The sequence below is a fragment of the Paraburkholderia fungorum genome (assembly GCF_046027605.1).
Taxonomy (GTDB): Bacteria; Pseudomonadota; Gammaproteobacteria; order Burkholderiales; family Burkholderiaceae; genus Paraburkholderia; species Paraburkholderia fungorum_F.
Genome location: NZ_JAQQEF010000009.1, coordinates 267,815 through 288,717, shown reverse-complemented (window position 1 = coordinate 288,717; position 20,903 = coordinate 267,815). Strand labels below are relative to the sequence as shown.

General features: G+C 62.9%; 17 protein-coding genes. 5 read left to right on the top strand and 12 right to left on the bottom strand.

From position 1 onward, the window contains the following. Positions 1–3 precede the first annotated feature (3 nt). The 7 genes from PQR53_RS17745 to PQR53_RS17715 form a co-directional block, all read right to left on the bottom strand. Positions 4–1,263, bottom strand: a complete 1,260-nt coding sequence (locus PQR53_RS17745; protein ID WP_408456211.1) for a glycosyltransferase family 4 protein — start codon at positions 1,261–1,263, stop codon at positions 4–6. 184 nt (positions 1,264–1,447) lie between these two features. Further along, complete coding sequence (locus tag PQR53_RS17740) at positions 1,448–2,380, bottom strand: glycosyltransferase family 2 protein (RefSeq protein ID WP_408456209.1); 933 nt, start codon at positions 2,378–2,380, stop codon at positions 1,448–1,450. Between the two features lie 70 nt (positions 2,381–2,450). After that, on the bottom strand, positions 2,451–4,649 hold the full coding sequence (locus PQR53_RS17735) for a polysaccharide biosynthesis tyrosine autokinase (RefSeq protein WP_408456276.1): 2,199 nt from the start codon (positions 4,647–4,649) through the stop codon (positions 2,451–2,453). A 181-nt stretch (positions 4,650–4,830) separates the two neighbouring features. Next, entirely contained in the window at positions 4,831–6,081 is a 1,251-nt protein-coding gene (locus PQR53_RS17730; RefSeq protein WP_408456206.1) for a polysaccharide biosynthesis/export family protein, read from the bottom strand. After that, the gene (locus PQR53_RS17725) at positions 6,075–6,530 is read right to left on the bottom strand and encodes an arsenate reductase/protein-tyrosine-phosphatase family protein (protein ID WP_323048199.1); all 456 of its coding nucleotides are present in this window, start codon (positions 6,528–6,530) and stop codon (positions 6,075–6,077) included. Before PQR53_RS17725 ends, PQR53_RS17730 begins: the two co-directional genes overlap by 7 nt. A 28-nt stretch (positions 6,531–6,558) precedes the next feature. Then, entirely contained in the window at positions 6,559–8,028 is a 1,470-nt protein-coding gene (locus PQR53_RS17720) for a UDP-glucose dehydrogenase family protein (protein WP_408456202.1), read from the bottom strand. Positions 8,029–8,210: 182 nt separating this feature from the next. Next, a complete protein-coding gene (locus tag PQR53_RS17715) occupies positions 8,211–9,608 on the bottom strand; it encodes an undecaprenyl-phosphate glucose phosphotransferase (RefSeq protein WP_408456200.1) in 1,398 nt (465 codons plus the stop codon). Between PQR53_RS17715 and PQR53_RS17710 the strand changes: the two genes are divergently transcribed. Continuing rightward, the gene (locus PQR53_RS17710; protein WP_408456198.1) at positions 9,583–9,858 is read left to right on the top strand and encodes a hypothetical protein; all 276 of its coding nucleotides are present in this window, start codon (positions 9,583–9,585) and stop codon (positions 9,856–9,858) included. The two genes, PQR53_RS17715 and PQR53_RS17710, sit on opposite strands and share 26 nt — an antisense overlap. A gap of 443 nt (positions 9,859–10,301) precedes the next feature. Next, complete coding sequence (locus PQR53_RS17705; RefSeq protein WP_408456196.1) at positions 10,302–11,855, top strand: mannose-1-phosphate guanylyltransferase/mannose-6-phosphate isomerase; 1,554 nt, start codon at positions 10,302–10,304, stop codon at positions 11,853–11,855. 281 nt (positions 11,856–12,136) lie between these two features. Here PQR53_RS17705 and PQR53_RS17700 read toward each other — a convergent pair whose 3' ends face one another. Beyond that, a complete protein-coding gene (locus PQR53_RS17700; protein ID WP_408456194.1) occupies positions 12,137–13,291 on the bottom strand; it encodes a DUF6566 family protein in 1,155 nt (384 codons plus the stop codon). A 580-nt stretch (positions 13,292–13,871) separates the two neighbouring features. Then, positions 13,872–14,168 (bottom strand): YciI-like protein, encoded by a 297-nt coding sequence (locus PQR53_RS17695; protein ID WP_408456192.1) that lies wholly within the window; start codon positions 14,166–14,168, stop codon positions 13,872–13,874. Between the two features lie 449 nt (positions 14,169–14,617). On the opposite strand from PQR53_RS17695, the gene PQR53_RS17690 reads away from it, so the two are divergent. The 3 genes from PQR53_RS17690 to PQR53_RS17680 all read left to right on the top strand — a co-directional run bounded on the left by PQR53_RS17690 (position 14,618) and on the right by PQR53_RS17680 (position 16,597). Further along, positions 14,618–14,914, top strand: coding sequence for a PsiF family protein (locus PQR53_RS17690; RefSeq protein ID WP_408456190.1), 297 nt, complete (start codon positions 14,618–14,620; stop codon positions 14,912–14,914). A 288-nt stretch (positions 14,915–15,202) separates the two neighbouring features. Beyond that, positions 15,203–15,649 carry a hypothetical protein gene (locus PQR53_RS17685; RefSeq protein WP_408456188.1) on the top strand — a complete coding sequence of 149 codons (447 nt, stop codon included), beginning with the start codon at positions 15,203–15,205 and terminating at the stop codon, positions 15,647–15,649. 360 nt (positions 15,650–16,009) lie between these two features. Continuing rightward, positions 16,010–16,597 (top strand): BPSL1445 family SYLF domain-containing lipoprotein, encoded by a 588-nt coding sequence (locus PQR53_RS17680; protein WP_408456186.1) that lies wholly within the window; start codon positions 16,010–16,012, stop codon positions 16,595–16,597. Positions 16,598–16,883: 286 nt separating this feature from the next. On the opposite strand, the gene PQR53_RS17675 is transcribed toward PQR53_RS17680, so the two are convergent. The 3 genes from PQR53_RS17675 to otsA form a co-directional block, all read right to left on the bottom strand. After that, positions 16,884–17,951 (bottom strand): glycosyltransferase family 4 protein, encoded by a 1,068-nt coding sequence (locus PQR53_RS17675; protein WP_408456184.1) that lies wholly within the window; start codon positions 17,949–17,951, stop codon positions 16,884–16,886. A gap of 222 nt (positions 17,952–18,173) precedes the next feature. Further along, positions 18,174–19,340, bottom strand: coding sequence for an AAA family ATPase (locus PQR53_RS17670; protein ID WP_408456182.1), 1,167 nt, complete (start codon positions 19,338–19,340; stop codon positions 18,174–18,176). Positions 19,341–19,407: 67 nt separating this feature from the next. Next, positions 19,408–20,820, bottom strand: coding sequence for an alpha,alpha-trehalose-phosphate synthase (UDP-forming) (otsA, locus tag PQR53_RS17665; RefSeq protein WP_408456180.1), 1,413 nt, complete (start codon positions 20,818–20,820; stop codon positions 19,408–19,410). Positions 20,821–20,903 lie beyond the last annotated feature (83 nt).

Sequence of the window (20,903 nt, the reverse complement as noted above, 5' to 3'; positions counted from 1 at the left end):
CGGTTAGAGACCTCCGCGTGATTGGCTCGCCGGGCGTTGGCGCGGACCTTGCCCTTGCCCTTGCCCCTGGCTCCCCGCGCGAACCCGCACCGGCTGATTCACGGTGGCGCCCGTCGGCGCGGCACGCGGCGCAGTTACGTCGGCGTCGGAGGCGTCCGGGGCCATGCGGCCACGCGACGCGGCGCGCGCGCGCAGCATCTCCTGCGTGATCCTCACATGCTGCATCGCATAGTTCTGCGTGGTCAGATCGCGCGACAGCAAACCAGCGGCCGCCGCCTGCACCTGGCGCAACGCGTCCAGCGGCGAGGCCGCGAGCTGGTCCACCGTCTCGCGCAACGCCTGCGGGTTGAACGGCGGGATATAAGCCGCCTCGCCGGCCGGAAAATAATCCTGCAGCGCGCCGACGTTCGTGACCACCATCGGCTTGCCGACCGCCGCCGCTTCCAGCATCACCGTAATGCCCGAGGCGTGCGAATTCGGCCGTAACGGCACCACGATCACGTCGGCCCAGTCGTACAGTTCGTGCTGCTTTTTGATGCCCGAGAACAATGCGATTTCGACGTTCGGCGCGCGCAGCGAGGCGGGAATCCGCCGGCGTGTCGCGAGCTTCACCGTATAGCGCGCGTCGTTGCCGAACGCCTTGATGAGCGTCTCCCAATCGCGGTCGCGATCGTTGCCGATCGCGGCGATGCGGATCGGCGTGTGCGGTGTCCATTCGGTCGGCATCTTCACAGGGAAATCCTGCGTATTCAGGCCGTATAGCAGAGGTTGCGCGTCCCGATTGAAGTAGCGCTGGCACAACTGCGCGTTTTCGCTGGCGAGCGTTGTCAGCTGATCGGCGCGGCTCATCAGCTTGCGATACAGCCAGCTGCGCAGAATCCCGTAGGAAGGCCACTTATCGAGCAGCCACACACTTTGCGCGAGCAGTAGAGGCGCTGCCTCGGCACCCGCCTTGCGGCCGCTCAGCAACAGCATCAGCGCGGCGGACAGCCATTCCTGCTCGGTATGCGTCCAGATCACGTCCGAGCGCAGCATCTCGGCGCGGTTGCGCCATGTATGGATGAAGTCGAACCCAAGCGCCGCCTTCAACGCGCGGCGCAGCAGCTTCACCGGCTTGCTCTCGCGCGCATCCTGCGAATAGGTCAGCGCGAACGCGTCGGATTGCGCGTGGTGATAGCCATACAGACAGCCGATGTTGTCGCCCGGCCGGTAAAAGCGCGGGTCGGCGCCGTAGAACAGATGAACGTGAACTTTCGTACTCATGCAGACACTCCGCTCTGCCGGTGGAAAGAAGCATCGGCATGCGCGGACAAGCGCTTATGCCGATGCACGAACGTGCAGGACGATTGGGTTACGCGGGACACGTCGAAGCCGCAGTGTGGCGCACGGTTCATGGGCGTTATGCGGCCCGTGCGGCTCAAAGGGATCAAGCGGCTCAAGCGGCGGCTCATGCGGTCCGCGACAGCGCGCGACGCGCTTCATGCGCGCCGGTGCGCACCGCGCGCCAGCGCGACAGCCGCAGGCCCGCCTGTTTCGACGCCAGCGCGAGCGCGGCGTGCGTGAGCCCCGGATAGACGCGCGTGCCGACCAGCGTCCACCACCACCACGCGGTTTCACGCCGCAGCGGCGGCAACTGGTCGCGCAGGATCAGATGGAAATTGAAAGCGGCATTGCGCAACGCCGCCATGGTTTGCGCGTCGCGCCGATCGTCGTCGAAACGCTCGGCGGGAAAATGATCGACGGCGACGCGCGGGTCGTACATCAGCTTCCAGCCGGCATTCTTCACGGCGAGGCTGAAGGCCATGTCGTTGTGGACCTGGGCGCCCGCACCGCGCAGGCGTTGATCGAAACGGATCGTGCGAACCGCCTCGCGCCGGTAGCTCATGTTCGCGCCTTTCAGAATGTCGACTTCGCGCGCCCCGCCCACCCCCAGGTGATGATTGCCGATGATCTTGCCGTGCGCCGTGACTTTGCCGACCAGCGGCCGTTCACCGTCCAGCACGCGGCCTTTTTCATGCACCCAGTCGCGCCCGCCCAGCGCGCCGAGGTGCGCATCGCTTTCGAATCCAGCGGCAATCCGCTCGACCCAGTCGACGTGCGGCGCGGCGTCGTCGTCGGTGATCGCGATCACGTCGCCGTTCGCCGCGTCCAGCCCGCGATTCAGGGCCGCGACCTGGCCTGGCACGTCCACCAGCGCGACCGACAGCGGCAAGCTGCCCGGCACCAGCGGATCGCGCAGGCAGGCGTGGGTCGCTTCGTCGTCGGCGCGCGCGACCACCACCACTTCGTCCGGCGCGCGCGACTGCCGTTGCAGCGCCGCGAGGCAGCGCGCGAGATCAGCCGGGCGGCGGTAAGTCGGAACCAGTACCGTCACTTTCATCGTGATGTCCTTCGTTATCGTGTTTGCGCTGGAGTCAGAACCATCGGAACAAGCGGCCGGGCCGCGCGGCTCAGGTGCTCAGGTATTCCTGGGTCGCTGCATAGCTGCGGTCGTAACCGCCGCGCGAGCGCGCCGGCATCCCGTTGAAAATGCCGCCCTGCACGTGCACGCCGGCTGCACGCAGGCGCTTCAACGCATCGGCGATCTCGCCTTCGTTGTGCACGCCCGAGCGCATCACGAAGAAGGTGGAACCGGCATAGGCGCCGATGATCGATGCATCGGTCACGGCCAATACCGGCGGCGTGTCGATCAGGATCACGTCGTAGCGCTTGGCGAGGCCGTCGAGGTATTGCGGCAGACGCGGCGACATCAGCAGCTCCGACGGATTCGGCGGACGACGACCACACGAGATAAAGCTCAGGCTTTCCACATTGGTGGCGCGGATCGCTTCTTCGAGCGAGATCTGCCCGCTCAGCAATTCCGACAAACCGTTTTCCTGCACGCCGCCCACATAGCGTTCGAGCACGCCTCGGCGCATATCGCCGTCGATCATCAGCACGCGTTTGCCCGAGTTCGCGAGCAGCACCGCCAGATTGACCGTCAGGAAGCTCTTGCCGACGCCCGCCATCGGCCCGGTCAGCATGACGATGCGATTCTTCGCGTCCAGCATCGTGAACTGCATCGAGGTACGCAGGCTGCGCAGGCTTTCGATCGTGACGTCCTTCGGCCGCGCATTCGCGAGCACCGAACGCAGGCGTTCGCCGCCGCGCTCGAAGCCGCTTTCGAGCAAAGCCTGTTCGGCGCTCTGCGGCACGAGACCGTACACCGGCAGATGGAACGCGCGCTCGATATGGTCGGGGTCGTCGATCCCCTTGAACATATTGCGGCGCAGGAACACGAAACCGGTGCCGCAGATCAGGCCCAGAATCACCGCCGCCGACAGGATCAGCATCTTCTTCGGCTTGACCGGCGCGCCCGGGCGCATCGCCTCGTCGACGATATGCACGTTGCCGCCGGTACCCGCCTTCTGCACCGACAACTCCTGCACGCGGTTGAGCAGCAGCACGTAAATATCTTCCGCCACCTTGGCGTCGCGTTGCAGCTGCACGGCCTTGACTTCGGTGGCCGGCAGATCGCGGAAGCGGTCGGCGTATTTTGCGCGTTGCGCCTCCAGTTCGGCCATCTGCTGGCGCGCGGCCACGAGCATCGGATGGTCGTCGCCGTAACGCTCGGTCAGTTGCGCCATCTGCAGACGCAAACCGGCGATCTGCTGCTCGTACTGCACGCTGCCTTCGAGGTAGACCTTGGCCTCATCGCTCGCATTGATCGAGCCGGACTGCCGCTGATACGCGGTCAACGCGGCTTCGGCCCGTTCGAGATCGGCCTTCAGGCGCGGCTCTTCGCTCTTCAGGAAGTCGAGCATCTTGCTCGCGTCGATCTGCTTGTTCGACACGTGCTGACGCACATACGACTGCGCGAGCGCGTTGGCCACTTCGGCTGCGTGTTCAGGGCTCTTGTCCTCCAGCGAGATCTGGATCACGCCGGTCTGCTTGCCCTGCTCCTGCACGGTGATCGCCGACTGGAACGCGGTGATCGCGTCGAGGTCGTTAAAGCGCGTCACGGTGAACTCTTCACCCGGACGGGCCACCAGCTTGCTGACGAGGATCGTCACGCCGCCGCCCTGTTCCTGCTGACCGACCTGGCCGCGCAACAGCAGCGCGCCGTTCTTTGCGTAGAGTTCGTAGTGCTGCTCGTCGAACACCTTCATCGTCAGCTTCTCGCCTTCGAGCGCGGGCACCACGTCGAGCGAATCGACCTCGGCATCTTCACCGCCCCACGCGTACGACGACAGACCGAGCCACGGCGCCGCCGGCTGGCCCGGTGTCGCCATGCGCGCGGCGATGCTGCCGACGAGCGGCAGCGTCTTCGGCGCGACGCTGAAGTTCAGCTTCAGCTGCTGGACCACCGGGCCGACCACGCCACGGCTCTTGATGATTTCGATTTCGGCGTCGGTCGGCAGCGACGTCGAGCCGCTGGTGATCGCCGCGCCCGTCTGCGTCTGCGTGAGCGCCTGGGAGGTGTTGTCGGACTGCTCGACCCGCACGTGCGCATCGGCCGAATAGATCGGCTTGGCGAGGAAACAGTACGCGGCGGCCAGCCCGACGATCGCCGCGGCGATGGCGATCAGCCACCAGATATCGTCGAGGATCACCTGGATCAGTTGCCCGAGGACGACGTCCTCTTCTTCGGTCTTGATCGGACCAGCCATGTGTGGAGAGATTTGATTGCTCACAATTCGATCCCGTTTCGGTTACTTCGGCGTGGGCTTCGGCATCTGCGTTGACGTGTGCCTTCGCGTATGCCTTTGTGCGTTTGCATTTTTGCTTTTGCGTTTTCCCGGCTCCCGCGCCCTCTGAAAGCGGCGCGGGACCTGTCGACGGCTCAGACGCCTAGCGCGTCAGCTGCTTCAGGTAGAACAGCGTCTGCACGCTCGGCAACACTTGCTGCAACACACGGTTGAAGGTGGTCGAAGCCGCGGTGCCCACATACACGACGTCCATCGGTTGCAACTGGAACTGGGACGACAGCATGATCGCGTCGGGCTGCGTCATGTCGAGGCGGTACACGTCCGGCGTGGTCGGATGCTCGCGCATGCCGCGCATCACGAAGATCTGGCGCGGATTGGCGTCCGTATCGAGAATGCCGCCTCCCAGGGTGAGCGCGTCGGCGATCGTCAGGCGGCCCCTGATCATCGGCACCTGGATCGGCGTCTTCACCTCGCCCATCACGAAGATGCGGCTGTCGCTGTGGTCCGGCACGTTGATCACGTCGCCGTTTTGCAGCATGACGTTCTGCGTGGTATCGCCCTGGTCGAGCATGCGGTTGGCGTCGAGCACATACAGCTTGTTGTTGCGCGTGAGGCGCACACGCTGGATGTCGGCGTCGCTATTGGTGCCGCCCGAACGCGTGATCGCGTCGACCAGCGTGAGCGGCACGTCGCTGATGGCGAGCGGGCCCGGCGTCTTCACGTCGCCGGTCACCTGCACTTTCTGGCCGCGATACGACAGCACGCGCACGTCGACCTGCGGATTGCGGATGTAGCGCACGAGGCCGGTGCTCAACTGATCGCGCAACTCGCCGATGGTCTTGCCCGCGGCCTTGATGCGGCCGACGAACGGGAAAAAGATCGTGCCGTCGGCGGCGATGGTCTGGCCGTAAGGATCGGCCTGGCCCGGCAGCGCGGCGGTATACGGCTGCTGCAAGGCGCCGCCGATCGACTGCGTGGTGTTGCCGCCGGCCGACAGCGTACTGCCCTGCGGCGTGGTCAATTCAGGGTGGTCCCACACGGTGATGCCGAGAATGTCCTGCGGCGAGAGCCGGTACACGTACTGCGACGGATCGCTGTAACGCGAGGTCGGCAGCGCCTGCTGCGCGGCGTTGGCTTGCGCCTGTGCCTGGGCCGCGACGAGCGGACCGTCGATCAGATGGACCGGATAGGTTTCGTTGGCTTGTTGACTCTGATGCTGGCCGTCGTCTTTCAGACGGGACGTGTCGAGGTAATTGCCAGGTGCGGTAGCGCAGGCCGACAGAAAGGACGTCAGCAAAAGCGTGGCGGCGAGTTTCGACCTGAAACCCGTCGCTTTGAAACCCATCGAATCGACGTTCGCAAGCGTGTGTGCAGTGAGTTTTTTCATCAGCATATTTTTTTCAGCCATCCCATGACCAGGTGTTCGATGAGCACGAGACTCTCCCTATAGTCGGCTTCCTCGCCGCCGTGCGGATCGGCGACGTCGGAATCGTCTTCCCACTTGCCGAGCGGATAGACCTTGCCGCGCGAGGCCGGATCGAGCGCTTCGACCGTGCTCACCTGCGCGCGCTCGCTGACGAGCACGAGGTCGGCGCAGCGCACGAGCTGGCGGTCGAGGCGCCGCGAGTAATGGATGCCGGAGGCGACGCCCTGCTCGGCGAGCAGGCGACGCATCACCGGGTCCATGGCGTGGCCGTTCACGGCACGGATGCCCGCCGAATGAAACGCGATCGGCGCTGAGGACGACCGCGACGACGCGCGCTGCCGGGCCTTGAACAGCATTTCGGCGGCGGGCGAACGGCACACGTTGGCGTGGCAGACGATCAGAACGTTGGCGAACATAGCGGGCTCCTTGATGAGGCGCGGCGACTTACTGGCCGGCCTCGACCGAATCGACCGAAGCGATCGTATGGACCACGCCGGCGGCGGCCGTAATGGCCACCCCGTTCGCGCCGACTTTCGCCGGCGCGGTGCGCAGCGCGTGCTGACGGCCGATCGCGTGATACTCGATACCGAGTTCGAGCAGCACGTCCGGCTCGTACAGATTGCGGCCGTCGAAAATCAGCGGCGTCTTGAGGCTCTGTTTGAGTGAACCGAAATCCGGGCTCTTGAAGACTTTCCATTCGGTGAGAATCACGAGGGCATCGGCGCCCACGGCCGCGTCCATCTCCTCGTTCACGAACGACAAACGCGCGTGCTGTTGCGGCACGTCTTTCAGATCGAGTGCGAAGACGCGCTTCGATTCGTCGATCGCCACCGGGTCGTAGGCCTTCACGCGCGCGCCGCGGCGCAGCAGTTCGGCGATCAGCGGACGGCTCGGCGCTTCGCGCATGTCGTCCGTGTTCGGCTTGAAGGCCAGGCCCCACACGCCGAAGGTGCGATCCGACAGGTCTTCGCCCAGACGCGCGACGATCTTGTGCGCAAGGATCTTCTTCTGCGTGTCGTTGACGGCTTCCACCGCCTCGAGAATGCGCAGATTGGCCTTGTGATCGGCGGCCGTGCGAATCAGCGCCTGGACGTCTTTCGGGAAGCACGAACCGCCGTAGCCGCAACCCGCATACAGGAAGTCGTAGCCGATCCGCGGATCGGAGCCGATGCCGCGGCGCACTGCTTCGATATCCGCGCCGACGCGGTCGGCCAGATTCGCCAGCTCGTTCATGTACGAGATCCGCGTGGCGAGCATGGCATTGGCCGCGTACTTGGTGAATTCGGCCGAACGCACATCCATGTAGAGCGTACGTTCGCGATTGCGGTTGAACGGCGCATACAGGCGCTTCATCAGTTCGCGCGCTTTTTCGCCGGGCGCGTCTTCATCGCAGCCGAGCACGATGCGGTCCGGCCGCGTGAAGTCTTCGACGGCCGCGCCCTCTTTCAGGAACTCCGGATTCGACACCACGGAGAACATATGGCTGGCTTTGCGCGCGGCCAGCTCCTCGGCGATCACGTCGCGCACGCGCGCAGCGGTGCCGACCGGCACCGTCGATTTGTCGACGATCACCTTGAAGCCCGTCATATGGCGGCCGATGTTGCGCGCGGCGGCCAGCACGTATTGCAGGTCGGCGGAACCGTCTTCGTCGGACGGCGTGCCCACCGCGATGAACTGGATGTCGCCGTGCGCGACCGCGGCTTCGATGTTGGTCGAGAACGTCAGGCGGCCGGCCTTGCGATTGCGCGCGATGATTTCCTGCAGACCCGGTTCATGGATCGGCACGCCGCCGTTGTTGAGCACGTCGATCTTGCGTTGATCGACGTCGAGACAGAACACGTCATGGCCGATGTCGGCCAGACATGCGCCCGTCACAAGGCCTACGTAGCCACTACCGATGATCGTCAGGTTCATCTATTACACCTCGGAAAATGGAGTTGATTCACTAAATAAGGTCACGCGCTGCGTTGCATTGCATTGCGTGGCTGGCGCGAGCGACAGGTCGAGGGCCCTCGCAGGAAAACGCCGGGCCGCCCCAAGTTTTCCTGCGCCCCCCTCGAGGGGGCCTGGCACGAAGCGACAGGTTGGGGGGCCCCTCAATACGCATTGCTGCCCACGAAGCCCTTCCACAACGTCAGCACGACGATCTTGATGTCGAGCCAGAAGGTCCAGTGCTGCATGTAGTACAGATCGAGCTTGACGCGGCCCATCATCTTTTCGATGCGATCGGTTTCGCCGCGATAGCCGTTGATCTGCGCCCACCCGGTGATGCCTGGTTTGATCCGGTAACGGTGCATGTAGCCCTTCACCAGATCCTTGTAGATGTCGTCGTGTTCGAGCGCGTGGGGACGTGGGCCGACCACCGACATCTCGCCGCGCAGCACGTTGATGAATTGCGGCAATTCATCGAGGCTGGTGCGCCGCAGGAACGCGCCGACCGCCGTGATGCGCGGATCGCGCCGCGTGGCCTGGGTGATCTTGCCGGCCTCTTCCTTGTGCATCTTCATCGAACGAAACTTGTAGATCTCGAACTGGTTGCCGTCGATGCCCTTCCTCTTCTGGCGGAAGAACACCGGCCCTGGCGAGCTCACCTTCACCATCACCGCGATCACCAGCATCACTGGCGACAGCGCGGTCAACGCCGCCAGCGCGAACAGACGGTCGAAGACACGCTTGGGCAGCACGCGCAGATCGGTGATCGGCGAGGCGGCCAGGTTGATCGCCGGGACGCCGAGCAGATCGACCATCGGCTGGTTGAAAAGCGTGAGGCTGCGCACGTCCGGAATGAAGCGGATGTTCACGAAGTCGTTCTTCAGGTCCATCACGAAGCGGTGAATCGCCTTTTCCTTCGAGATCGGCAGCGCGAGCCACAGTTCGCGAATCGCTCGTTGACGCACCAGTTCCAGCATCCGCGCGTATTCGCGTTCGACCGGCACGCCTTCGATCGAGTCGCTCGCATCCGGGTCTTCATACGGATTGATCGTGCCGTCCTCGTCGAACACCACGACGGGGCTAAATCCCGCTTCCGGACGGCTGCGCATCTGTTCGATCAGGAAGCGCCCATACGGCGCGCCGCCGACGATCGCCACCGCGCGCTGATTGAAACCTTCGCGGCGCAAGCCCCGCAGGATCGAATAGACAATCACCTTGGTGACGATCAGCAGCACGATCGTGGCGAGCGCCCAGTAGACGAGCCACAGCCGCGACAGGCTGTCCGAGCGGTGCAGGCTGAAGCTGATCAGCACGCCGGTGACTTCCACCAGCACCCAGCCGCCCGCGACGCGGCACAGCAGGTCGTAGAGCGGCTTGCCGCGCCACGACTGGTAGATCCCCAGCGCGGGAAAAAACACCACGACCAGCAGACAGTCGAACGCGAGCGACACGCTTTGGATATCGTCCAGCCACACCAGTCTCCCGCTGTGCACGGCTGTCGCGATGGCGGCGCCGAGCGCGACCATGGCGATGTCGATGATTCTCGATAGAACGCTCAGCATGCGCTGCCCCTCAGTTCGTCAGTCAAGTGCCATCCATGGGTTGGTTGAAGTCCCGGGCTGGATTCCCGATTTGCATATCAGTCCGTCCACTGCACTGCTCGCACAACGCCGCTATCCGCGTCCGCGGATCAATGCGCGACGCGAAATGGAATGGAATGGACCGATGCTAATTGCCCTGCCGTTTTCTGCTCTAAAAATCCGCTCTAAAAAACTGCTGAACGGCCGAGCCCGAAAACATGTGTCTGAATGAGTGAATACCCTTGTACAGGTATAGATAAAGCGATATTAAAATTCCCGTTGCAAGACCGCAAAATATCTCAAATTGTATCGGTCAAAGTTTCGGTATTTTTTCTGACTTTTGTTCGGCAAATATTACCGGATCTGGCGTTTGATGGGCCTGTTTTAGGCCTTTCCGGAGGGCGCGGCTAGCTGATCTGACTGTTCTCCGACGAAGCTTACGCCGCGCCTTTCGTCTCTATTCTGCGTCAATGCACCGAATAAAAAAATTGCCCATGATTTTTTTCGGGTAATTTTTCTTTTTTATAAATTTCCCGGACATTTTTTCTTCACAAATAAGTGATTTTTATTAGGCGTTTTATATAGTTTCTATTTAACTCGCTTTTATTGACTCTTTACTTCGTGATAAAACTCGACGCATTCACCCCGTCTTTACCCAGCCTCGAGGAGTCCATCATGACAGCTCCGGTTACGGCCACCCCCGCCGACACCCGGTCCACGCAAGCTATGTCCCTTAACGTCAAACTCAAAGTTCATCCCGTGATTCTGGCGGGCGGCTCCGGCACACGGTTGTGGCCCATGTCGCGCGAGCAGTATCCGAAACAACTGATTGGTTTGCTGGGCGAAGACTCGCTGCTGCAGTCCACGACGCGCCGTCTCGATGGGCTCGAAACCGCGCATCTTCTGTCCGAGCAACTCGTGGTGGTCGCCAACGAAGAGCACCGCTTCACGACTGCCGAACAATTGCGTACGAGCGGCAAACCGAGCCGGCTGATTCTCGAACCGGCCGGACGCGACACGGCGCCGGCGCTCACGGTGGCCGCCCTTTCGATCGCCGCACAGGACGAGGACGGCATCATGGTCGTGATGCCCGCCGATCACGCGGTGACCGACATCGACGGCTTTCGTGCGGCGGTCGCCGCCGGCGTCGAGCACGCGGAGGCCGGCCATATCGTGACGATGGGCATCGTGCCGACGCGCGCGGAAACGGGCTACGGTTATATCCGCATCGGCGCGGCGCTTGGCAGGCCTGACGATATGCACGAAGCAGACCGCGAAGCCGCCGGCAAGATCGGCGCGCACAAGCTCGATCGCTTCGTCGAAAAACCGCATCTGGAACTGGCGCAGCGCTATATCGAATCGCAGGAATACTGGTGGAACAGCGGCATTTTCATCATGCGCGCATCGACCTGGCTGAGGGCGATCCGCCACTTCCAGCCGGCGATTTACGAAGCCTGCGAAGCGGCCTTCGCAGGCGGCAAGGCGGACGGCGATTTCTTCCGTCTGCAACGCGACGCGTTCGGCGCCTCGCCGTCGAATTCGATCGACTACGCAGTGATGGAGCAACTGGGCAACGATCAGACCGCCGCGTCCGGCGTGGTCGTGCCGTTGCAGGCGGGCTGGTCGGACGTGGGCTCGTGGGATGCAATCTGGGACATCTCGCAGAAAGACGCCGATCAGAATGTAGGCCGCGGCCGCGTGATGTTCGAAGGGGCGCACTCGACCTTCGCACATTCGGAAGGACGCCTGATCGCCTGCGTCGGCACGCAGGATCTGGTGGTGGTCGAGACGGCCGATGCGATTCTGGTCGCGGACAAATCGCGCGTGCAGGACGTGAAGAAAATCGTCGGGCGAATTCGCAGCGATGGCGGGCTGGAAGCGGCCAACCATCGCAAGGTGCATCGCCCGTGGGGCAACTACGATTCCGTCGACACCGGCGAGCGCTTCCAGGTCAAACGCATCGTCGTGAAGCCGGGTGCGCGGCTCTCGCTGCAAATGCACCATCACCGCGCGGAACACTGGATCGTCGTGCGCGGCACCGCGCTCGTCACGCGGGGTGAAGAGCGCTTCATCGTCTCCGAAAACGAATCGGCTTATATTCCGCTGGGCGTCACCCACCGTCTCGAGAACCCGGGCAAGATGCCGCTCGAAATGATCGAGGTGCAGTCGGGCTCGTATCTCGGTGAAGACGATATCGTGCGCTTCGACGACACGTATGGCCGACAATGAAGCCCGTGGCTGACGGGTGCAATTGACGCACGCAAATCAATCAGGACCGCCGGTGAAGGATGCCGGCGTGTCATGTTGTCAGCGGCCACTCAATGTTGAATCAGCGTTGAATCCGCGCCAAAGCAATGTCCTGGCGAGGTCAGTGTGCGTCAATCAGGCAATATCAATGATTCACTGCGAATGAAGCGGGAACCTGCGGCGGTTGCTCCTACCGGCCGCGGGGTACTGCTGCTGTGCCGCTGTGCTTGCAGCCGCGCTTACAGCCGCGCTTACAGCCGTGCTCATCCCGCATGGGAGATGAGTTCTGGGTACGACGGAAAACGATCCGATGCATTGCCTTCGGTCGCGGGGGCGGCCGGTTCGCTCGGGTAACGGCGCAGGGGTCCACGGAACGCATTGAGCGGACCGTGCAAAGGGCCGCCGTGATTTGCCGTGACGGGCTCCGGCACATGCCGCATGGCCGGCAACGGACGCGCCGCCGTCGCAGCCGCATTGACCGCGGGTGCTGCCTCGGCCACCGCCTGCGTGCGGCATTCTCGATCGATCCACTGCCGCGCCCATTCGAGCGCGTATTGCTCCGCCGCGCCGGCTTGCGCAAAGCGTGGGCCGACGAGGCCGGAACGCTCGACGCGTTTGCCGTCCTTCATGATCTCCGCCCACGCGCGATACATGGCGTTGGGCACCTGCTCCGCCGCAACGTAGATCACATAGCCGCGCGAGTCGTCGATCTGTGTGCCGCGTGGCGCGAGACTCATTGTCAGCGAGCTGCGCTGATCAGCGAGCTGATGCGCGCGGCGTGCCGACGTGATCGCCGAATCCAGACCTTGCATGGCCGCGCCCACCGCCCGCGCTTCGTCCATGCCTTGCAGATCGGCACGCGAGGCGGGCCGTGCCGCAAGCGACGAAGACGCCGAAGGTGCCGAAGTTGCGCGCGCGACCGGCGGCACATTCGTCAGCCCGGACAACTGGCGCGTGATATCGGCGATCGGATCGGCCGAACGCCAGTGGCTCAGGCTGCTCGCCACGCCGGGCGCCTGCCACGACTCAGGGCTCTTCCACGACACACCACGCAGACTTTCGTCACGCGCGCTCGGGGTTTCCGCTACCGGCGCCACGGGTTTGGCCGCGACGGGCGGCGCCGGTTGCGGGACGTACGCAAAAGTACGCCCGGTGTGCGACAACAGCCGAACCATCTCAAGGAGGGTGCCGTTCAATTGCCACTCTTCGAAACGGCGCCGGCATGTGGGACCTGACGGATAACGGCCTGGCAGCTTCGACCAGGGTTCACCGGTTGTCAGAATCCACAGGACGGCATTCGCGACGATGCGAGGTTCGGCGCGGGGCCGGCCGCGTCGGTTCAGACGGACGGCCGGCTCGTCAGAGACAAGCGCTGCCAGCAGCGCCCATTCGTCATTGCTTAGCTCATCGAAAAACATTGGGTTTTCTCCACGCAGCCTGGCCGGGCTGCGGCTTTGGACCGCCACGGATTCAACTTTCACGATCCGTGTGCAGCCCGCGGTTGCACAATATGTTTTGTACGTTCTGTTGTTGGTCAATATCGCACCGGGTTAGTGCGGTTTGTCCCTATTGCGAAGCACAGAACGTGGTCTCACTCGTGCATGGGAGAATTGTGCACGAAGCATACCATCACCAGGGTTTGCGTGAATATCACGGAGACAAGTGTTACGGATGGAAACAAACTTGTCCTTTTTGCTACGCCATTTCACGCATTGCTGTAACAGAACCGTTGTTAGTTCCGGCGCCGAAGGACGCTATTGCACAGCACAATGGCAGCGTAACAGCGGAGAATAGCCTTTATGAAATCAGCGCTCGGAACTCAACGAATTTTGATGGGTTTTTGATGTGCTTTCGCGCGGCCGCGCAGTGGCTGGGCGCAATGCGCGGATAGCGGCCGGTTAGACCATGGCGCAATGGCCGCGCAAGCCAGCACAGCGCCTCGCATATGCTATTCGCATTCCTCTCGACACCGCGCGAGTGTGATCGAGAGGCTGGTTTCTAGCGTACCGGGTTCGCCGCGCCCTCGCCCGCCACGGTCATCCATGGGCGTACGCGCCAGCGCGTCACGAGTCCCGCGAGCACGTACGGATCGGCCTTGGCAAAGGCTTCGGCGGCAGCGGGAGAGTTGCCTTCGAAGAGCAGCACGGCGGTATCCACCGGTTCGCCCAACGCCCCGCCCAGCTGCAACTCACCGCGTCCCGCCGCCGCCCACGCGAGCTTCAGATGGTCGTCGCGATAGGCACCGCGCCGCTCGAGATAGTCTGGCACGAGGTCGTACATCAACAGGTAGTGCATGGCAAGCCTCCTTTCGCCGGGGTGACAAAGTTGACGAGCAGCGTCCTGACGCAGCGATTCGGGTCAATATTACTCCGATGATCGTCAACGGCATTTTCTGCCGATTTCCTATTCATTTGCATTTGCAACAATACGGATTTGCATGCTTGATATTTGGACATCCGAATGAATGAGGAAGTGCTAATTCGTTTACAAGCGCTCCCACCAATTAGTGCGGATTGCATAACATATTCCTACACCGCTACGATTCAGCCGTTTCAATCACCGCTGTAATGCCGCGCCTCGCGCGTAGGGGAAAACCAGCGTGGGCGCTTGTCAACCAGAATGCGCTTCTGTCCGTTCTGGCAGACAGCGTTTGCCATAATGAACGCGCTGCGGGAAGCCTCTACGCCGTCAAAGCCCGCGCACACGAACGACCAAAAACGTTTTCACCACCGATGGAGTGTCACATGAAAATCCAATCCGCTATCGCTACGCTGGTGCTGGGCGCGGTCCTCGTTTCGCCGGCGTTCGCGCAGAACAGCCAGCAAACGAAAATGGCCGACTGTAACAAGCAGGCCACCGGCAAGAAAGGCGACGACCGCGCAGCCTTCATGAAGACCTGCCTGTCGGCCAAGCCGGCCGCTGCCGCGCCGATGAGCCAGCAGGACAAGATGAAAGCGTGCAATGTCCAGGCTACCGGCAAGAAAGGCGACGACCGCAAGGCCTTCATGAGCACCTGCCTGTCGTCGAAGCCCGCTAACTAAACTAAACGCGGGACCATTGGCGCGGCCCACACGCCGCGCAGCCAGCCACGTTTTTTTTGCTCGAACAGGGCCGCGCCATTGTCCGGCGCGGCTGCTGCTCTTCTTTTTGCCTGACGCCTGCTCCCCGCTATAACGCTTTCCCTCGCGCCCCCCGCCGTTCAGAGTGCATCCGCCCGAACGCATCGTTTTTCTTCTATGATGGCTGCGGAGACGGCCCACCCCCATATACAACATTAGACGGGCCGCCATCTTGTCGTTGGTGCTGCAGAGCATCGATCGGAGGCAAGGATGGTATCGAAGCATAAAAACCGCTGGTTGAGGCGGTGGCTGGTCGTCATCGTATTCTGGGCCGTGCCCGTGGCGATCGTTGCGGTCAGCGAAATCCGGGAGGAAATGGCGTATAACGCCGTCGACCTCGACCGTGCGCTGACTACCTGGAATTTCACCGACGGCCAACGCGCCACCGGCGCGCCCGCGCACTGCCATGGCAAGCCCGATGAAGCACAAGCCGCCGGCTGTCCGGCGGATGTGCTGGCCGCCAATGCGCCACGCCAGCAGGATGCCCGCGATGAATACAGCGTGCGCCGCTCCACGCTCATGGCTTACCTCTGGCATGCATTCGTCGGCTACTGGATCGTGCCGGCTGTCGCGTTGTTTGTGATTGGCGTGTTGATCGGCATGATTCGCCGTGCATTGCGGCGTCCGCCGGTCAAAAGTCCGGCAAATCATGGGTAAGGATGCGATGCGGCGCCGAGGCAACACTTTCAGTTCGATTTCAATGCGAATCGCAACAGCGAAAAATCGGTAAAAACGGGTACCCAATACACGTTCGACCCCGCCGCCGCCGTGCTGAGTCATGCCCGGCACGTTTCGTCGGGAGCCCGGTCGAACGCGCTGTCCGCGCTTCTTTCGACACGCTTCTGACGCCGGTCAAAATTACATCGCAGCACCTTACGATCGGACGCAAACCCCCGCCACACAAGGCTTTTCGCCTAACGACGAAGTACGCCTTTTACGCTTGCGTGTGATATAACTCAAGGGCAACCCGGCAACACCACATGAGGTTGTGCCCAGGAACCATGATGGAGAAAAACGATGCAAAGACGAAACTTCATGTTGAAGACTACCGCTGCACTCGCTTTCGGAGGCCTTGCACTCGCTGGTTGTACGACGAACGGCAGCAACCACGACACACCCGCCACTGATGCCTCCAAACGCCAGTCGATCGACGCCAGCGTCGACGGCACCATGTCGCGGCTGTTTACGACGGTGAAGGGTTCGCGCGAACTCGTCTCCAAGGCGCGTGGTGTACTGGTGTTCCCTTCGGTTCTGCAAGTGGGCTTCGTCGTCGGCGGTCAGTATGGCGAAGGTTCGCTGCGCGTGGGCGGCGGCACGGTGGGCTACTACAGCACGATTTCCGGTTCGTTCGGTCTGACGGCGGGCGCGCAGTCGAAGGCCATCATCTTCCTGTTCATGACGCAGGACGCGCTCGACAAATTCCGCAATGCCGACGGTTGGTCAGCAGGCGGCGACGCCTCCGTTGCGCTGGTGAAGATGGGCGCGAACGGCTCAATCGATACCACCACGGCAACCGCGCCGGTCGAGGTATTCGTGTTGACCAATACCGGCCTGATGGGCGACATTTCGATCAACGGCACCAAGGTGACGCGCCTGAAGATCTAGGCAGGCGTTCGGTGTACGGCCTGCGCCTGACCCGCCGGTTTCGCACGCGGCGGTAGCCGGGCCAGACGCAGGCCAATCCGCCAGGCGGGCGTCGGTGCTGCACGGGTTCAGTGCGGCTGCAATAGTTTCAGGCGGCCGCCGCTTCCCGCAGCCGCGGGCGGGCCTTGGCAGATCTGTCGTGGTTCCTCGAGACTTTTAGCCTCGTTGCGGCGGCAATAAAAAAAACGGCGATGCGCACCGCACCGCCGTTCTTTTTTGCGCTGGCGCCCCGTCAGCGAAGCGCCACTCAACCTCCCGACGTATCGATCACCTTGAAGCGTGCACGCTTCTGCGCACGAATCACCGACTGATACGCGTCCACATACTGCTGCGCCATCCGGTGCGAAGTGAAGCGCTCCTCAAAGCGTTGCCGCACGCCCGTGCGCGGCACCTTATGCAGACGATTGACCGCCGCCACCGCACCTATCTCGTCTTCGACGATAAAACCTGTCACGCCGTCTTCCAGCACTTCCGGCACCGAGCCGCGGTTAAACGCGACCACCGGCGTGCCGCACGCCATCGCTTCGATCATCACGAGCCCGAACGGCTCCGGCCAGTCGATCGGGAACAGCAGCGCATGCGCGCCCGACAGAAACTCGGCCTTCTGGTTATCCGCGATTTCGCCGATGAACTCGACATACGGCAAGTCCAGCAACGGCCGGATCTCGCGTTCGAAGTATTCGCGGTCGGCGGCATCCACCTTCGCGGCGATGCGGATCTGCATGCCGCATCGGCCGGCAATCCGGATCGCCGTGTCCACGCGCTTCTCGGGCGAAATCCGGCCGAGAAACGCGAGGTACTTCTGCTCGACGGGCTGCGGCGTGTAGAGCTGCTCCGGCAGACCGTGATAGACCGTGGTGAGCCACCTCGCCTGCGGCAACGGATGACGCTGCGCATTCGAAATCGAGATCACCGGCGCGGTATTGAAGGTGTCGAACACCGGCTGTTGCTCGGGCAAGTCAAGACGGCCGTGCATTGTTGTGACGAAGGGGGTGTCCTGGCGTTTGAAGACTGAAAACGAGTAATAGTCGAGGTGGAAATGCAGTACGTCGAAGTTTTCCGCCTGGCGGCGCACCAGTTCCATCAGCAGCATGTGAGGCGCGACACGGTCGCGAATACCCGGATCCAGACGCAGCGCGCGCGGCCATACCGCTTCGAGCTTGGCGCTGGTGACGGAGTCGCCGCTCGCGAACAGCGTCACGTCATGGCCGAGATCGACCAGCGCCTCGGTGATATAGGACACGACGCGCTCCGTCCCGCCGTACAGCTTGGGCGGCACCGACTCGGTCAAGGGGGCGATCTGCGCAATCTTCATATTTTGTCTCCGTGAACTGACGGCTTACGCCGATGGCGGTGCGCGTCAGCGGCGCCGGGTATGGCAGCGCCAGTCTTTCTCCTGCCGTTTTCAGGGCGCGCCGCGAGTCCGCCTGCACCACGCGCATCGAAGCATTATTCATCAGGGCGCAACAAAAAGCCCTTGCCCTTGCAATTCCTGTGCGATGTTACAGCCAGCTTACATACGATGGGAGCGCCACGCTTACCGCGCCGGCCATTTCCACGCTGGCAGGTCAAGATCATCCGCATCGGCGATGCGCGTCGCGCCGAAATGCTTTTCGAGCACGATCGACTGGCTGCCGTCCTCCCGCTCAAGCGCCGCGATCAGCCGCGCCGCATGCGACACCACCAGCACCTGCGAATGCGCGGAAGCCCGCGCGATGAGCCGCGCGAGCGCCGGCAGCAGGTCCGGATGCAAGCTCGTCTCCGGTTCGTTCAGCACCAGCAGCGCGGGCGGGCGCGGCGTCAACAGTGCGGCTACCAGCAGCAGATAGCGCAAGGTACCGTCCGACAGTTCCGCGCCCTTCAGCGGCCGCAGCAGGCCGTGCTGCTGCATCGACACTTCGAAACGGCCGTCCTGCGTCTCGATGTCGAGGCGCGAGCCGGGAAAGGCGTCGTCGAGGGCGGCATCGAGTGCGACGGGGTCGCCGATCTCGCGGATGGTCTGCAAGGCCGCGGCGAGATCAGCGCCGTCGTTCGAGAGCACCGGCGTATGCGTGCCGATCTGCGGCAGACGCACGGCCGCGTCGGCATCCGTGCGGAAGTGGTCATAAAAGCGCCACGAGCGAATCTGCTCGCGCACCGTGATCATCTCGGGGGCGGTGCGCGGATCGGAGAACTCCGTCATCATGCTGTCGAAACTGGCAACGGGTTGGGGGATGGTTTGCCAGTCGCCCTGCTCGTCTCGCGTGTGCAGCGCGGCGACGTGCCGGTCGACCAGCAAGGCCGACGGACGCAGCACCGGCCCGCTCCAGATGCACTCGCGTTTGATCGTGGGGTCGAGCGGGAACCGGGTGGCGCGATCGAGCGGCGGCAATCCCAGATCGATCGCATAGCCGAATTCATCGCCGGAAAAGCCGAGCCGCAGACTCACCGGCTCCTTGCGGCGCAGCGGTTCAACTGGCAGCTCGCCGGCCAGCACCGCGCGCGAAAAGCGTTCGGGTCCGGCCCACAACGTGGATTGCAAACCGCCCTCACGCGCGAGCGAAGTAATCACACCGCCGCGCGCGGTCTCCGCGAGCAGACGCAGCGAGCGATACACACTCGATTTACCGCTGCCGTTCGCCCCCGTGATCACATTCAACTGCCCGAGCGGCACGATCAACTCGCGTAGCGACCGATACCCCGCGATGGCCAAGGTTCTCAGCATGCGACCGCCGTCCGGTCAAACGCGCACTGCCGCGCGCCCCGTAAAACCACTTCGTTCAAACGCATCATCACTTATGTCCGCCGCCCTTGCCCGGCTGCTGCACGGGCACATTGCGCAAATCGTTCAGAAAGGTATCGCGCCACACGCCGAGATCGTTCTTGCGCAGCGCCGCCATGTTGATCTCGTGACGCCGTTGACGCGCGTCGAGCGGCATTTGCAGCGCGCGCTGCAAGGCTTCGCACATGCCGATCGCATCGTGTGGATTGACCAGCAGCGCGCCGCTCAACTCCGCCGCCGCGCCCGCGAAAATCGACAACACTAGCACGCCCGGATCGTCGGGATTTTGCGCGGCGACATATTCCTTCGCGACCAGGTTCATCCCGTCGTGCAACGGCGTGACAAAGCCGATCTGCGATGCGCGAAACAGCGACATCAGCTTCCAGCGGTCGTACTGTTGATTCAGATAGCGGATCGGCGTGTAGTCGAGGCCTGAATAACGGCCGTTGATGCGCCCCGCTTCGTATTCGAGATCCTGGCGGATCTTCTGATAGGTGGCGACGTCCGACCGGGTAGGCGGCGCGATCTGCACCAGCGTGACATTGCCGCGCCATTCGGGCGAGCGCTCCAGCAGTTGTTCGAACGCACGAAAACGTTCGACGAGCCCCTTCGAATAATCGAGCCGGTCGACGCTCATGATCAGCTTGCGGCCTTCCAGACTCTGCTTCAGGTCGAGCACGTGCTGGCGGCTTTCGTAGCGTTGCGCCTGTTCGGCGATTTCATCGGGGAATACGCCGATCCGGTAGACGCCCGTGCGCAATTTGCGTCCGAAGGCTTCCACCTGATTGCCGCCCGTCACGGTGCCGCGCGCATGGCGCGTCACGTAGTCGTGGAAAGCGAGTTCATCGGTCGCGGTCTGGAAGCCCAGCAGGTCGTAGCATGACAGCGATTTCACCAGCTCTTCGTGCGGTGGAATGTTGAGCAGAATCTGCGGCGCGGGAAACGGAATGTGCAGAAAAAAACCAATGCGGTTCGTGATGCCCGCGGCGCGCAGCGCTTCGGCAAACGGGATCAGATGGTAGTCGTGAATCCAGATCACGTCGTCGGGTTCGAGCAGCTTGATCAGCTTGTGCGCAAGCCATGCGTTGACGCGCCGGTAGCCTGCGTACTCTTCGCGCTCGTAGCGCGCGAGGTCGTTGCGGTAGTGGAACACCGGCCACAGCGTCGCGTTCGAAAAACCCCGGTAGTACTGGTCGTAATCCTTGCGCGTAAGGCCGACGGTCGCGAAGGTCACCGCGCCGTCCTGCTCCAGCGTTGGACCGGCGTTGGCGACGGTCTCGCTCACCACGTCGCCGCTCCAGCCGAACCACACGCCTCCCGCGTCCTTCAGCGCGCCGAATACGCCGACCGCGAGGCCGCCTGCTGATCCTTTGGTTTCCGTCGGCGTTGCGACGCGATTCGACACGACGATCAGTCGGCCCATGTTGGTAATCCTCCTTGGTTCGCACAGCGCGGCCTTTGCGCTTCAGATGCCTGGCATGTCTCGAGCGCCGCAACGCTTCAATG